This is a genomic window from Streptomyces sp. Act143, assembly GCF_003143935.1.
In the GTDB taxonomy this organism is placed as follows: domain Bacteria; phylum Actinomycetota; class Actinomycetes; order Streptomycetales; family Streptomycetaceae; genus Streptomyces.
In genome coordinates this window covers 6,235,033-6,249,400 of record NZ_QFRX01000001.1, presented here as the reverse complement: position 1 = coordinate 6,249,400, position 14,368 = coordinate 6,235,033, and the positions used below count along the sequence as shown (strand labels likewise).

Annotated in this window: 16 protein-coding genes; 12 read left to right on the top strand and 4 right to left on the bottom strand. The window is 72.1% G+C overall.

Annotated elements, in window-relative coordinates:
• Both DI272_RS28545 and DI272_RS28540 read left to right on the top strand, forming a co-directional pair.
• On the top strand, positions 1–1,632 hold the full coding sequence (locus DI272_RS28545; protein WP_109501080.1) for a phospho-sugar mutase: 1,632 nt from the start codon (positions 1–3) through the stop codon (positions 1,630–1,632).
• A 144-nt stretch (positions 1,633–1,776) separates the two neighbouring features.
• Positions 1,777–2,946 carry a hypothetical protein gene (locus DI272_RS28540; RefSeq protein ID WP_375138072.1) on the top strand — a complete coding sequence of 390 codons (1,170 nt, stop codon included), beginning with the start codon at positions 1,777–1,779 and terminating at the stop codon, positions 2,944–2,946.
• Between the two features lie 48 nt (positions 2,947–2,994).
• Here DI272_RS28540 and DI272_RS28535 read toward each other — a convergent pair whose 3' ends face one another.
• Positions 2,995–3,645, bottom strand: coding sequence for a PH domain-containing protein (locus DI272_RS28535; protein ID WP_109498082.1), 651 nt, complete (start codon positions 3,643–3,645; stop codon positions 2,995–2,997).
• A 107-nt stretch (positions 3,646–3,752) separates the two neighbouring features.
• Here DI272_RS28535 and deoC point away from each other — a divergent pair, with 107 nt between their 5' ends.
• From deoC to DI272_RS28520, 3 genes are read left to right on the top strand one after another with little or no spacing between them, the layout of a single operon-like run.
• On the top strand, positions 3,753–4,718 hold the full coding sequence (gene deoC / locus DI272_RS28530; protein ID WP_109501079.1) for a deoxyribose-phosphate aldolase: 966 nt from the start codon (positions 3,753–3,755) through the stop codon (positions 4,716–4,718).
• Between the two features lie 6 nt (positions 4,719–4,724).
• Positions 4,725–6,155, top strand: coding sequence for an aldehyde dehydrogenase family protein (locus DI272_RS28525; RefSeq protein WP_109498081.1), 1,431 nt, complete (start codon positions 4,725–4,727; stop codon positions 6,153–6,155).
• Complete coding sequence (locus tag DI272_RS28520; RefSeq protein ID WP_109498080.1) at positions 6,148–7,032, top strand: aldehyde dehydrogenase; 885 nt, start codon at positions 6,148–6,150, stop codon at positions 7,030–7,032. The genes DI272_RS28525 and DI272_RS28520 overlap by 8 nt, the downstream gene beginning before the upstream one ends.
• Positions 7,033–7,118: 86 nt before the next feature.
• Here DI272_RS28520 and DI272_RS28515 read toward each other — a convergent pair whose 3' ends face one another.
• Complete coding sequence (locus DI272_RS28515) at positions 7,119–7,529, bottom strand: hypothetical protein (RefSeq protein WP_109498079.1); 411 nt, start codon at positions 7,527–7,529, stop codon at positions 7,119–7,121.
• A 60-nt stretch (positions 7,530–7,589) separates the two neighbouring features.
• On the opposite strand from DI272_RS28515, the gene DI272_RS28510 reads away from it, so the two are divergent.
• Together DI272_RS28510 and DI272_RS28505 are read left to right on the top strand one after the other, a co-directional pair.
• The gene (locus tag DI272_RS28510) at positions 7,590–8,297 is read left to right on the top strand and encodes a uridine kinase (RefSeq protein WP_109498078.1); all 708 of its coding nucleotides are present in this window, start codon (positions 7,590–7,592) and stop codon (positions 8,295–8,297) included.
• A gap of 31 nt (positions 8,298–8,328) precedes the next feature.
• Entirely contained in the window at positions 8,329–8,649 is a 321-nt protein-coding gene (locus DI272_RS28505) for a DUF6281 family protein (RefSeq protein WP_109498077.1), read from the top strand.
• A gap of 249 nt (positions 8,650–8,898) precedes the next feature.
• Here the strand turns inward: DI272_RS28505 and DI272_RS28500 are convergent, their stop codons facing one another.
• A complete protein-coding gene (locus DI272_RS28500) occupies positions 8,899–9,645 on the bottom strand; it encodes a SigE family RNA polymerase sigma factor (protein WP_109498076.1) in 747 nt (248 codons plus the stop codon).
• 255 nt (positions 9,646–9,900) lie between these two features.
• On the opposite strand from DI272_RS28500, the gene afsQ1 reads away from it, so the two are divergent.
• The 5 genes from afsQ1 to DI272_RS28475 all read left to right on the top strand — a co-directional run bounded on the left by afsQ1 (position 9,901) and on the right by DI272_RS28475 (position 13,860).
• The gene (afsQ1, locus tag DI272_RS28495; protein WP_181387337.1) at positions 9,901–10,578 is read left to right on the top strand and encodes a two-component system response regulator AfsQ1; all 678 of its coding nucleotides are present in this window, start codon (positions 9,901–9,903) and stop codon (positions 10,576–10,578) included.
• The gene (locus DI272_RS28490; RefSeq protein WP_109498074.1) at positions 10,575–12,143 is read left to right on the top strand and encodes a HAMP domain-containing sensor histidine kinase; all 1,569 of its coding nucleotides are present in this window, start codon (positions 10,575–10,577) and stop codon (positions 12,141–12,143) included. The genes afsQ1 and DI272_RS28490 overlap by 4 nt, the downstream gene beginning before the upstream one ends.
• Positions 12,140–12,742, top strand: a complete 603-nt coding sequence (locus tag DI272_RS28485; protein ID WP_109498073.1) for a hypothetical protein — start codon at positions 12,140–12,142, stop codon at positions 12,740–12,742. Before DI272_RS28490 ends, DI272_RS28485 begins: the two co-directional genes overlap by 4 nt.
• Before the next feature lie 254 nt (positions 12,743–12,996).
• Entirely contained in the window at positions 12,997–13,548 is a 552-nt protein-coding gene (locus DI272_RS28480; RefSeq protein ID WP_109498072.1) for a VanZ family protein, read from the top strand.
• Between the two features lie 102 nt (positions 13,549–13,650).
• Entirely contained in the window at positions 13,651–13,860 is a 210-nt protein-coding gene (locus DI272_RS28475) for a PspC domain-containing protein (RefSeq protein ID WP_109498071.1), read from the top strand.
• 78 nt (positions 13,861–13,938) lie between these two features.
• On the opposite strand, the gene DI272_RS28470 is transcribed toward DI272_RS28475, so the two are convergent.
• Positions 13,939–14,298 (bottom strand): ATP-binding protein, encoded by a 360-nt coding sequence (locus DI272_RS28470; protein WP_109498070.1) that lies wholly within the window; start codon positions 14,296–14,298, stop codon positions 13,939–13,941.
• Positions 14,299–14,368: the final 70 nt, after the last annotated feature.

The window sequence follows — 14,368 nt, the reverse complement described above, 5'->3', positions numbered from 1 at the left end:
GTGCACGACGACCTCATCACCACCGCCAGGACCTGGCTCGCCGAGGACCCCGATCCCGACACCCGTGACGAACTCGGCAAGCTCATCGAGGCGGGGGACGTCACCGAGCTCACCGCCCGCTTCAGCGGCACCCTCCAGTTCGGCACCGCCGGCCTCAGGGGCGAACTCGGCGCAGGGCCCATGCGCATGAACCGCGCCGTCGTCATCCGCGCCGCGGCCGGCCTCGCGGCGTACCTCAAGAAGCAGGGCAGCACCGACGGCCTCGTCGTCATCGGCTACGACGCCCGCCACAAGTCCGCCGACTTCGCCCGCGACACGGCGGCGGTGATGACCGGCGCGGGCCTGAAGGCCGCCGTCCTCCCCCGCCCCCTCCCCACCCCCGTCCTGGCGTACGCCATAAGGCACCTCGGCGCGGTGGCGGGCGTGGAGGTCACCGCCAGCCACAACCCGCCCCGGGACAACGGCTACAAGGTCTACCTCGGCGACGGCTCCCAGATCGTCCCGCCCGCCGACGCGGAGATCGCGGCGGAGATCGACGCGATCGTGAGCCTGAACGACGTCCCCCGTCCGGAGGCCGGCTGGGAGACCCTCGACGACGCCGTCCTCGACGCCTACCTGGCCCGCACCGACGCCGTCCTCGCCCCGGACTCCCCCCGCACCGCCCGCACCGTCTACACGGCGATGCACGGCGTCGGCAAGGACGTCCTCCTCGCGGCGTTCGCGCGCGCGGGCTTCCCCACCCCCGTCCTCGTCGCCGAGCAGGCCGAGCCCGACCCGGACTTCCCGACCGTCGCCTTCCCCAACCCGGAAGAGCCCGGCGCGATGGACCTGGCCTTCGCGAAGGCCCGGGAGACGGCCCCGGACCTGATCGTCGCCAACGACCCGGACGCCGACCGCTGTGCCGTCGCCGTCCAGCAGGACGGCGCGTGGCGGATGCTGCGCGGCGACGAGGTCGGCGCGCTGCTCGCCGCCCACCTGGTCCGGCGCGGCGCGCGGGGCACGTTCGCCGAGTCGATCGTCTCCTCCTCCCTCCTCGGCCGGATCGCCGAGAAGGCGGGTCTGCCGTACGAGGAGACCCTCACCGGCTTCAAGTGGATCGCCCGCGTGGACGGCCTGCGGTACGGCTACGAGGAGGCCCTCGGCTACTGCGTCGACCCGGACGGCGTACGCGACAAGGACGGCATCACCGCCGCGCTGCTCATCACCGAGCTGGCGTCGCAGCTCAAGGAGGAGGGCCGCACGCTCCTCGGCCTCCTGGACGACCTCGCCGTCGAGCACGGCCTGCACGCCACGGACCAGCTGTCGGTGCGGGTCGAGGACCTGTCGGTCATCGCGGACGCCATGCGGCGCCTGCGCGAGCAGCCGCCGACCGCGCTCGCCGGACTGGCCGTCACCGAGGCCGAGGACCTCACCCGGGGCACGGACCGGCTGCCGCCCACGGACGGCCTGCGGTACACCCTGGACGGCGCCCGCGTCATCGTCCGGCCCAGCGGCACCGAGCCGAAGCTGAAGTGCTACCTGGAGGTCGTCGTCCCGGTCGCGACCCACGCGGACCTCCCGGCGGCCCGCGCCAGGGCGACGGACGTACTGGAGACGATCAAGCGGGACCTGTCGGCGGCGGCCGGCATCTGACCCGTACGACCGGGGGTGCCCCGCCCGCCGGGGCACCCCAACGGGTGATTTCGCGCCCCACCCCGCACACGCTCCCCGCCACGGCCCGCCCGCCGGGAAACGGTGAACGGACCACCCGTCCGCCGCACTCCCCGGAGCCGCCCCGTGTCCTCGACCGCCCCCAGCATCCCGGGCAGCCGGCGGCCCGACACCGCGACCACGGCCCGCCCCTGCGCGCCCGCCCTGCGCCGGGCCGCCCCCGCCCTCCTCGGCTACGTCGCCGTACGCATGCTGGGCCTGCTGGTCCTCGCCCTCTGGGCGCACCGGCAGGGCCATGGCGTCTGGCCGATCCTGGCGACCCAGTGGGACGCGGACTGGTACCTGGGCATCGCCGACCACGGTTACGCGCACGAGCTGGGCACCGCGTACGACGCGAACAACCTGGCCTTCTTCCCGCTGTACCCGGTGCTGGTGAAGGCGGTCGCGGCCGTCACCCCCGGCACCCGTGCCACCACCGGCCTGGCGATCGCCGTACTGGCCTCCCTCGCCGCGGCCTGGGGTGTCTTCGCGGTCGGCGACCGGTTGCACGGCCGCCGCGCCGGCATCCTCCTCACCATCCTGTGGGCCGCCCTCCCGGTCGGCCTCGTGCAGTGGATGGGCTACACGGAGTCCCTGTTCACGGCGTGCGCCGCCTGGGCCCTGTACGCCCTGCTCGCCGACCGCCCGCTCACGGCGGCCTGGCTCGCGGTGGCGGCCGGTCTGACCCGGCCGACCGGTGTCGCGGTCGCCGCCGCGGTGTCGGTGACCTGTCTGCTCGCCCTGCGCCGCGGCTTCTGCGTACGGGTCCTCGCGGCCGCCCTGCTCGCCCCGCTCGGCTGGTGCGGGTACGTCGGCTGGGTGGGGCTGCGGCTGGGGCGCTGGGACGGCTATTTCGCCGTTCAGCGGCTGTGGCACAACGACGTGGACGGGGGCCGGGAGACCCTGCGCCGGTTCCGGGAGCTGCTGGTCCGGGACTCGACGCCCGAGCTGTTCCTGGTCCTGGTGACGGTGACGCTGCTGGCGTCGGTGGCGCTGTTCGCCCTGTGCCTCAGGGACCGCCAGCCGCTTCCCCTGCTGCTCTTCGCGGGCGTGCTGCTGGCGATCGTCCTGGCCAGCGGCGGCGTCTACTTCCCGCGCGCCCGCTTCCTCCTCCCGGGCTTCCCGCTGCTGCTCCCGGTCGCCGTCCGGCTCCTCCGCGTCCCGGCCCGCTACCGCGCGCTGGCGCTGACGGGGGCGGTGCTGGGGTCGGCGTACTGGGGGGCGTACATGGTGCTGGTGTGGCCGAGCGCGCCGTAGGGGGCGGAGCACGGGGCGGATCACGGCGCCGCGGGCCGTGATCCGGGGTCAGCCGGTCGCGATCAGGATCACCAGCAGTACCGCGCCCGCCAGGACCGGGCCCAGCACCTCGTACGCCCAGCGCACCGACACCTCGCCCTGCGCGCTCTCGGCCTTCTCCCGGGACTCCCACAGGTCCCGCAGCTCGTCCATGACCTTGTCGGTCTCGGCGCGCAGCGGACCGTCGGCGGCGTCCTTGGCGTCGGCGACGGAGCCGGTGCTCGGGAAGCCGAGCCCCAGGCCCGGCGAGCGCCGGCCGCCGGCCGGCTCGCCCGCCGCCGCCCGGGCGGTCCGCCGGGCCGCCTTCTTGCGGGCGCGCAGGGACACCGGAATGGCCCAGAGCTGGTACTTGGTGCCGGTGGCGGCGACGACCTCGTTGGAGTAGCCGGAGCGGAACCCGGAGATCTGGCTCCACGGCAGCACGATCACGCGGAACGGGTTGCGGACGCGCAGCCGGTCCTCGCCCGCGAAGACGGCCGGGCGCAGGGTGAAGGCGACGACCAGCGGGATCACCAGGATCATCGCGGCGAGCGCCAGCCAGGGGGTGCGGCCCGTGCCCTGGACCAGGGCGTCGATGCCGAGCCAGGCGGCGATGGCGAGCAGCAGCACGCCTCCGGCGATGGCCGCGGGTGAGCGGTAGATCCGGTCCTTGGTCGTCATGGGGCCGATTCTGCCCGACGGCGTCGGCGGCGCTCGTACCTGGTGGGCCCGGCGGAGATCAGCAGGCGGGGGTGTACAGCCGCTACGCGCGTAGATATGCTCGTGTGGTGACCATGCCCACCACTGCATCCCCCGCACACGCTCTTACGGACGTGACCGCGTCCGACAGCACGCTGCGCCGCTTCCTGCACGGGCTGCCCGGCGTCGACGCGGTCGGCCTGGAGGCGCGCGCCGCCTCCCTCGGCACCCGTTCCATCAAGACCACCGCGAAGGCGTACGCCATCGACCTCGCCATCTCGATGGTCGACCTGACGACGCTGGAAGGCGCGGACACCCCGGGCAAGGTCCGGGCGCTCGGCGCCAAGGCGGTCCACCCCGACCCGACCGACCGCACGACCCCGCCGACCGCGGCCGTCTGCGTCTACCCCGACATGGTGGCCACCGCCAAGGAGGCCGTCGCGGGCTCGACCGTGAAGGTCGCCTCGGTCGCCACCGCCTTCCCGGCGGGCCGCGCCGCCCTCTCCGTGAAGCTGGCCGACGTGCGCGACGCCGTCGCCGCCGGCGCGGACGAGATCGACATGGTCATCGACCGCGGGGCGTTCCTCGCGGGCCACTACATGAAGGTCTACGACGAGATCGTCGCGGTGAAGGAGGCCTGCGGGACCTCGGCCCGACTGAAGGTCATCTTCGAGACCGGCGAGCTGTCGACGTACGACAACATCCGGCGCGCGAGCTGGCTCGGCATGCTGGCGGGCGCCGACTTCATCAAGACCTCGACGGGCAAGGTCGCGGTCAACGCCACTCCCGCCAACACCCTGTTGATGCTGGAGGCGGTACGGGACTTCCGTGCGCAGACCGGCATCCAGGTGGGCGTGAAGCCCGCCGGCGGCATCCGCACCACCAAGGACGCCATCAAGTTCCTGGTGCTGGTCAACGAGACCGTGGGCGAGGACTGGCTGGACAACCACTGGTTCCGCTTCGGCGCCTCCTCGCTCCTGAACGATCTGCTGATGCAGCGTCAGAAGCTGGCCACCGGCCGCTACTCCGGCCCCGACTACGTGACGGTGGACTGATCCATCATGGCTTTTGAGTACGCTCCCGCACCCGAGTCCCGCTCCGTCGTCGACATCGCGCCCTCCTACGGCCTGTTCATCGACGGCGAGTTCACGGAAGCCGCCGACGGCAAGGTCTTCAAGACCGTCAGCCCCAGCACGGAAGAGGTGCTGTCCGAGATCGCCCAGGCGGGCGAGGCGGACGTGGACCGCGCCGTGCAGGCCGCCCGCAAGGCCTTCGAGAAGTGGTCGGCGCTGCCCGGCTCCGAGCGCGCCAAGTACCTGTTCCGCATCGCCCGGATCATCCAGGAGCGCAGCCGTGAGCTGGCCGTCCTGGAGACCCTGGACAACGGCAAGCCCATCAAGGAGACCCGCGACGCCGACCTGCCCCTGGTCGCCGCGCACTTCTTCTACTACGCGGGCTGGGCCGACAAGCTCGACCACGCCGGTTTCGGCGCGAACCCCCGCCCCCTGGGCGTGGCGGGCCAGGTCATCCCCTGGAACTTCCCGCTGCTGATGCTGGCGTGGAAGATCGCCCCGGCGCTGGCGACCGGCAACACGGTCGTCCTCAAGCCGGCCGAGACGACCCCCTTGTCGGCGCTGTTCTTCGCGGACATCTGCCGCCAGGCCGGTCTGCCCAAGGGTGTCGTCAACATCCTTCCGGGCTACGGCGACACGGGCGCCGCGCTGGTCGCGCACCCGGACGTGAACAAGGTGGCCTTCACCGGTTCCACGGCCGTCGGCAAGGAGATCGCCCGCACGGTCGCGGGCACCCGCAAGAAGCTCACCCTCGAACTGGGCGGCAAGGGCGCCAACATCGTCTTCGACGACGCCCCGGTCGACCAGGCCGTCGAGGGCATCGTCAACGGCATCTTCTTCAACCAGGGCCAGGTCTGCTGCGCGGGCTCCCGCCTCCTGGTGCAGGAGTCGATCCAGGACGAGCTGATGGACTCCCTCAAGCGCCGCCTGTCCACGCTGCGCCTCGGCGACCCGCTGGACAAGAACACGGACATCGGCGCGATCAACTCCGCCGAGCAGCTCGCCCGGATCACCTCCCTGGTGGAGCAGGGCGAGGCGGAGGGCGCCGAGCGCTGGTCCCCGGCCTGCGAACTCCCGGAGAGCGGCTACTGGTTCGCGCCGACGCTGTTCACCAACGTCACCCAGGCGCACACCGTCGCCCGCGACGAGATCTTCGGCCCGGTCCTGTCGGTGCTGACCTTCCGTACGCCCGACGAGGCCGTCGCCAAGGCCAACAACAGCCAGTACGGCCTGTCGGCGGGCATCTGGACGGAGAAGGGCTCGCGCATCCTGGCCGTCGCCAACAAGCTCCGCGCGGGCGTCATCTGGTCCAACACGTTCAACAAGTTCGACCCGACCTCGCCGTTCGGCGGTTACAAGGAGTCGGGCTTCGGCCGCGAGGGCGGCCGCCACGGCCTGGAGGCGTACCTCGATGTCTGAGCGACTTTCTGTCTTCAAGACCTACAAGCTGTACGTCGGCGGGAAGTTCCCGCGTTCCGAGAGCGGCCGGGTGTACGAGGTGAGCGACAAGAAGGGCAACTGGCTGGCGAACGCACCCCTGTCGTCCCGCAAGGACGCTCGTGACGCGGTGGTCGCCGCCCGCAAGGCGTTCGGCGGCTGGTCCGGGGCGACGGCGTACAACCGCGGCCAGATCCTCTACCGCGTCGCCGAGATGCTGGAGGGCCGCAAGGCGCAGTTCGTGCGCGAAGTGGCCGACGCCGAGGGCCTGTCGAAGTCCAAGGCGGCCGAGCAGGTCGACGCCGCGATCGACCGCTGGGTCTGGTACGCGGGCTGGACCGACAAGATCGCCCAGGTGATCGGCGGCGCGAACCCGGTGGCGGGCCCGTACTTCAACCTGTCCTCGCCGGAGCCGACGGGTGTGGTGACGGTCCTCGCCCCGCAGGAGTCGTCGTTCCTCGGCCTGGTCTCGGTCGTCGCCCCGGTCATCGCGACCGGCAACACGGCGATCGTGATCGCGTCCGAGAAGGCCCCGCTGCCCGCCCTGTCCCTGGGCGAGGTGCTGGCCACCTCCGACCTGCCCGGCGGCGTGGTCAACGTCCTGTCCGGCCGTACGGCGGAGATCGCGGCGCCGCTCGCCGCGCACCAGGACGTCAACGCGATCGACCTCACGGGCGCCGACGACGTACTGGCGAAGGAGCTGGAGATCGCGGCGGCCGACAACCTGAAGCGGGTGCTGCGTCCACAGCCTGTGGATTACGCGGCCGTCCCCGGAATCGACCGCATGACGGCGTTCCTGGAGACGAAGACGGTCTGGCACCCGACGGGTTCGCTGGGCGCGTCGGGCTCCTCGTACTGAGCCGCCGAAGGCCCTCCAGGTCCGGAGAGCCGCGCCTCCCCTCCGTCCAGGGGAGACGCGGCTCTCCGCTGCGCCCGGCGGTGGTCTCAGCCGTTGCCGAGCAGGCCGGTGACCTGTCCGATGACCGGCATGCCCCCGATGGACTGGGCCTGCGCCACCGGCGCCGTGAGCATCTGCGTGGCGACCGGCTGGAAGTCGGCGACCTGGGTGCCGAGGCCGTTGTCGAGCGGGTCGACGCCCGTCCCGGCCAGCGGGTTGGGCTTGAGCCCGGCGACCGGGCCGGTGACGTAGCCGACCGTGCCGGTGATGCTCTGGAGGCCGGCCTGGGGGTCGATCTGGCCCAGTGAGGTGGGGCGGGTGCGGACCAGCTCGTCGGCGACCGGCTGGGTGTCCGCGGCGGCCGACGCGGCGCCCGCGCCCAGGGCCACGCCCGCGGTCGCGAGGGCGGCCAGCGCACGCTGGGCAGTGGGGGTGGAGGGGGACGCTTGTCGGGCCATTGCTGCTGCCACCTTCGGCTCGCACTGGGTAATCGGGTCGACACGAAGGGTAGTTGAGGTGTGACGCGCGCTTCAAAGGCGACCCGCGGGGTCGTTGAACAGCAGGTGAATGCCTCACACTGGTGTCCCGTGAGTTCCCCTTCGTCCATACCGACGCGTGTCGTGCTGCTCTGCGGCCCCTCCGGCTCCGGCAAGTCCCTTCTCGCGGCCCGCTCCGGCCTCCCGGTGCTGCGCCTCGACGACTTCTACAAGGAAGGCGACGACCCGACGCTGCCGCTGGTGGCGGGGAGTTCCGACATCGACTGGGACCACCCCGAGTCCTGGGACGCGGACGCGGCGGTCGCCGCGCTCACCGAGCTGTGCCGCACGGGCCGTACGGACGTCCCGCAGTACGACATCTCGCTCAGCGCCATCACCGGCACGGAGACCGTCGACATCGGCCGCACCCCGCTGTTCATCGCGGAGGGCATCTTCGCCGCGGAGATCGTCACCCGCTGCCGGGACCTCGGCGTCCTCGCCGACGCGCTGTGCCTGAGCCGCGGCCCCGTGCAGACGTTCCGCCGCCGCTTCCTGCGCGACCTCAAGGAGGGCCGCAAGTCGGTGCCGTTCCTGATCCGCCGCGGCTGGCGCCTGATGCGCCTGGAGCGCACGATCATCGCCCGCCAGACCGCGCTGGGCGCCCACGCCTGCGACAAGGACGAGGCGCTGGGCCGCCTGGCGGCAGCGGCGGCGGGCCGCCGTCCGGCGGCCTCGGCGCAGGCGGGCTGAACGTCCCCGGGGGTTTCCGCGTCGTAGGGCCATGACGATCACACGTGGAGCACTGGTGGTGGCGGTCGCTGCGCTGCTGGCGGCGAACGGATGCACGGCATCGAGCGGCGGGTCCGGGGGCTCGGCTTCCTGTGCGGGGCTGGTGACGTACGACAACCGCGACTACCTGCCCACCGAGAAGTCCGTCTTCACGGTCGGCGAGCGTCTGGGCACCGCCCGGGTCGCCGAGTGCGCGGACGACGTCCCCGAGAGCAGGACCGGCGCCTACCGCATCGAGGGGACCGATCCCGCCGAGGGCATCGCGGTCGGGGACAGCGCCACCGAGGCGGCCCCCATGGCCGTCCACCGCTGACCGCGCACACCAGAACGGGGCTGGACGGACCCCCCGGCCCTCCAGCCCCGCTTCTCGGTGCTCCCCCGGTACTTCCCCCGTGGAGGAGCTCCCCCCGCTTTCCCCCGTGTTCCCCCCGCTCTTCCCCGTTTCCCCCGTTTCCCCCGTTTCCCCCGTGGTGTTTCCCCCGTGAAACCCCCCGGTACTGCTCCCCCGTGTCGCGGCACCACCGTTACCGCTCCCCCGTAGCGGTGCCGCGCCCCCCGGCCCTCAGGCGACAAGCTCCCCGAAGGCGTTCTCCTCGTCACGGCCGTGGCTGAGGATCTCGTCCTCGCGCAGCCGGCGGAGCGACCGCCAGATGCTGCTCTTGACCGTGCCGACACTGATGTCGAGGATGTCCGCGATCTCCGGGTCGGTGCGGCCCTCGTAGTAGCGAAGGACCAGCATCGTCCGCTGGAGTTCGGGCAGCCGGGCCAGCGCCTGCCACAGGACCGCGCGCAGCTCCGTGCCGCGCATCGCGTCCGTGTCGCCGGGCGTCTCCGGCAGCTCCTCGGTCGGGTACTCGTTCAGCTTGCGGCGGCGCCACGCGCTGATGTGCAGGTTCGTCATGGTGCGGCGGAGGTAGCCCCCGACCGCGGCCTTGTCACTGATCCGGTCCCACGCCTTGTACGTCGAGAACAGCGCGCTCTGCAGCAGGTCCTCGGCCTCGAAGCGGTCACCGGTGAGGTGGTAGGCGGTTGCGTACAGGGAGGCGCGGCGCTCCTGGACGTAGGCGGTGAACTCCGCCTCCGACAGCGAGCGACGACGCTCCCCCGAGTCCTCCCTGTACGCGGCTCCCCCGTGCGTCTCCCCCGTGAAACCGTCAACCACCGTCATGTACGCGGTGTGCTGACGCCCGGTGCCGCGAGCGCACCCCCGCCCGCTCACGGCACCGGACTTCTCGGAACCCCGGCCCCCGTTCACGTCGTGCAGGCGCGTGATCACTGCGCTGGTGCTGTTGCTGTGCAGCGTGTTCATCTCGCGCCCCCCGTCGTGGACTTCCGGTGTTCGGCTTGCTCAGGCGGTGGATCCCCGCGCTGTCTCCGCGGTGCTTCCTTGCCTGTGCCGAAAAGCTTGCCCTCGCACCTTCATGGCCGTGTCCGCCGACTGTCACAGACCTGTCACAGGGGTCTGTGACAGTGGACGCACAGCGCGAACACGGAGAGCAGCGCTATGGGCACGTAGGTGTACAGGTGTCGAAACCCCGCCCCGCCATGGGCCAGAATGAGCCCCGTGCCTTCCCTGTTGCTGATCGAGGACGACGACGCCATCCGTACGGCCCTGGAGCTGTCTCTGACGCGCCAGGGTCACCGGGTTGCCACCGCTGCCACCGGCGAGGACGGCCTGAAGCTGCTGCGTGAGCAGCGGCCGGACCTGATCGTGCTGGATGTCATGCTGCCCGGCATCGACGGTTTCGAGGTGTGCCGACGCATCCGGCGCACGGACCAGTTGCCGATCATTCTGCTGACCGCGCGCAGCGACGACATCGATGTGGTGGTCGGCCTGGAGTCCGGTGCCGACGACTACGTCGTGAAACCCGTGCAGGGGCGGGTGCTCGACGCCCGGATCCGTGCCGTGCTGCGGCGTGGCGAGCGGGAGGCGAACGACTCGGCGACCTTCGGCAGCCTGGTCATCGACCGGGCCGCCATGACCGTCACCAAGAACGGCGAGGACCTCCAGCTCACGCCCACCGAGCTGCGGCTGCTCCTGGAGCTGAGCCGGCGCCCGGGGCAGGCGCTGTCCCGGCAGCAACTCCTGCGTCTGGTCTGGGAGCACGACTACCTCGGTGACTCGCGGCTGGTCGACGCCTGTGTGCAGCGGCTGCGCGCCAAGGTCGAGGACGTGCCGTCGTCCCCGACACTGATCCGTACGGTCCGTGGTGTCGGCTACCGGCTGGACACGCCTCAGTGACCCAAGCGCAAGGGGGGGTCCGCGGCTGGGCCGCGGCTCGCAAGGGACATCTGTCGCGGCTGCGTTTCACCAGTCTGCGACTCCGGCTCGTCGTCGTCTTCGGTCTCGTCGCGCTCACCGCCGCCGTCTCGGCGTCCGGGATCGCGTACTGGCTCAACCGCGAGGCCGTGCTCACCCGCACCCAGGACGCGGTGCTCAGGGACTTCCAGCAGGAGATGCAGAACCGCGCGGGCCTGCTGCGCACCCACCCCGAGCAGTACGAACTCCAGCGCGTCGCGGGCGAGATGGCGACCAGCAGCCAGCGCTTCAGCGTGCTGCTCGTCGCGCGGAACGCCGACGGCGCGGACATCTCCGCCAACTCCGGCGCCCTGAACGGCTTCTCGCTCCAGGACGTGCCCAAGTCGCTGCGCACAGCGGTGGACGAGGAACAGAAGGTCGACTCCCACAACGAGTACGCCTACCACCTGTACTGGCAGCGCGTGGTGGAGGACGGCACCCCGTATCTCGTGGCCGGTACGAGGGTGATCAACGGCGGCACCACCGGGTACATGCTGAAGTCGCTGGAGCCGGAGGCGAAAGACCTCAACTCCCTCGCCTGGTCGCTCGGCATCGCCACCGGCCTCGCCCTGATCGGCTCGGCGCTGCTCGCGCAGGCCGCCGCCACGACCGTGTTGAAGCCGGTGCACCGGCTGGGGGTCGCGGCGCGCCGGCTCGGTGAGGGCAGGCTGGACACCCGGCTCAGGGTGTCCGGGACGGACGAACTGGCCGACCTGTCACGGACGTTCAACAACGCGGCCGAGGCGCTGGAGAAGCGGGTCGCCGACATGGCGGCGCGGGACGAGGCGTCCCGGCGCTTCGTGGCGGACATGAGCCATGAACTGCGTACGCCCCTCACGGCGATCACCGCGGTGACGGAGGTGCTGGAGGAGGAGCTGGAGGCGGAGTCGGGGTCGATGGACCCGATGATCGAGCCCGCCGTCCGGCTGGTCGTCAGCGAGACCCGCCGCCTGAACGACCTGGTCGAGAACCTCATGGAGGTCACCCGCTTCGACGCGGGCACCGCCCGGCTGGTCCTCGACGACGTCGACGTGGCCGACCAGATCACCGCCTGCATCGACGCGCGGGCCTGGCTGGACGCCGTCGACCTGGACGCCGAGCGCGGCATCCACGCCCGCCTCGACCCGCGGCGCCTGGACGTCATCCTCGCCAACCTGATCGGCAACGCCCTCAAGCACGGCGGCTCGCCGGTGCGGGTCGCGGTGCGGACGTCGGACGCCGAGGGCGGGGAAGGCGCCGAGGTCGTCATCGAGGTGCGCGACCACGGGCCCGGCATCCCCGCGGACGTCCTGCCGCACGTCTTCGACCGCTTCTACAAGGCGAGCGCCTCCCGCCCCCGGTCCGAGGGCAGCGGGCTCGGCCTCTCCATCGCCCTGGAGAACGCCCACATCCACGGCGGCGAGATCACCGCCGCCAACTCCCCCGAGGGCGGCGCGGTGTTCACGCTCCGGCTGCCCCGGGACGCGTCGGAACTGGCGCAGGAGGGCGAGGGGAAGAAGAGCTCATGAGGGTACGACGTCTCCTCGCGCTGCCGGTGCTGGCCGCGCTGCTCACCGGCTGCGGCATCCGGGCCACCGAGGTCCCGACGGACTTCGGCCCCGCGCCCTCCCGGGTGGCGTGCTCCGCCTCCTCGCCGGACGTCTCCACGCAGTCCTCGCGCGGGCTGCCCGTGCAGGTGTTCCTGCTGTGCGGTTCGTCGCTGGTGGCCGTCGACCGGACGGTGAGCGTCGAGGACGGCACGGCGGACTCGCTGCGGCGGGTCCAGGTCGCGCAGGAGCTGCTCAACCAGCTGGCGGCGGCACCGTCGGCCGGTGAGCAGGAGGCCGGGTACACCACCACGGTCCGCGACGGCATGACGGTGAGCGGGCCGCGCCCCGACGACCCCGACGACACCCTGCGGCTCAGCTTCCCGCCGGACGCCCTCACCGACTCCGCGCTCGCCCAGATCGTCTGCACGTTCTCCGACTCGGCGGCGGCCGAGGGCGACGGCTCGGTGATCCTCGGCGGCCCGGACAAGGCCACGCTGCGCAGCTACGAGTGCACGGACGAGGTCCGCACCGACCCGAGCAGCCGCAAGCCACCGTCATCGGAGGTCACGGGCGGCTGAGCCGCTCCTGGAGCGGCTTGAGGCGCACCTTGCGCACCTTGCGCGGCTTGAGCGGCTTGAGTGGCCTGAGGCGCGCCTTCAGCGGCTTGAGCGGCTTGAGTGGCTTGAGTGGCCTGAGGCGCGCCTTCAGCGGCTTGAGTGGCTTGAGTGGTGGCTTGAGTGGCGCCCGGCTGCGTGCCCTGTGGCATACGCCTCACGCAGGCGTGTCGGGGTGTGCCGGAACCGATCGTGCCGGGGGTGGCGTCTAGGGGGGCGTGCAGCGTCAAGGCTTCATCGGCGGCAACGCCGCGATCCGACTCCGTGCGGCAGGGGGTGTCCTCCTCGTCGCTCACCTCGCGTTCGTCGCCTGGTTGACGCTGCGTCCCCTGGACGTGCCCTGGGTGATGCCGCCCAATGTGACGCCGTTCGCCGGCATCCGGGCCGACCTGGCGCTGGGCTGGCCCGAGGCGGCCCGCCGGATCGCCCAGGGGCTGGCCCTGCTGGCCCCGCTCGGCGTCCTGCTCCCCACGGCCCACGGCAGGCTGGAGGCGTCACCGCTGGGGTCCCTGATCCGTACGGGGGCCGCCGGGGCCCTGGTCTCGCTGGGCGTCCTGCTGCTCCAGACCGGCGTGCCCGGCCGGGTCCCGGACGTCGACTCCCTGATCCTCAACACGCTCGGCGTGCTGCTCGCCCACCTCGCCGTCGTCCCCGCGTCCCGCGCCTGGCTGCGCCGCCGCTCCGAGCGCCTGGAGCGGACCGAGGTGCCCCAGGAGGAGGCGGCTCAGGGTCGGACCCCGACGTTTCCCAGGGTCGGGATCGCACCGTAGAGCGACGCTTTGCCCCCTTCGTCTCCGTAGCGTTGATGGCAGATGAGGCGACCGGAAGAGCCGGTGGAAGAGCCTCCGACGACGCTCACGAAGGAGCAGATGATGAACCGCCTCGCCCGCCCCACCCACGGCCGCATGATCGGCGGAGTGTGCGCCGCGCTGGCTCGGCGCTTCGGCACCTCGGCCACCACGATGCGGGTGATCTTCCTGCTCTCGTGCCTGCTGCCCGGCCCCCAGTTCCTGCTCTACATCGCCCTGTGGATCCTGTTCCCGTCCGAGGACAAGGCGGACCGGACGCAGGCCGCCTGGTAACCCCGTCCGTACGTACGCCGATGGGGCGCACCCCTTGTTCCACGGGGTGCGCCCCATCGGGGCGTTCGAGGGCGCCGCTCAGCCCAGCGGAAGGCCGTTCACGGGCAGGCCGTGCGTGGGCAGACCGGTCTGGCCGGCCGGCAGACCGCCGAGGAGGCCGGCGACCGGGGCGGTCGGGCCGTCGGCGAGCACCTTCTGGGCGGCCGGCTGCACGGCGGTCAGGCCCGCGGCGACCGCCGGCTGCGCCTGCGACAGGGCCTCACCGGCACCGGGCAGCGCCCGGGAGACGTTCTCCGCCGGGAGCGTCTTGGTGACGGTGTCCAGCGCCTGGGAGGCGTCCGGAACGGCCGGGGCGGCGTTCGCGGCACCCGCGCCGGCGGCGGCGAAGGCGGCACCGAGGGCGGCGACACCGAGGGTCTTGGCAGCAGACTGCTTCATGAAATTGCGTCCTCGAAATGAGATGACGATGGGTGTGAGCGGTCCACGACCGTAAACATGCCAGGCCATC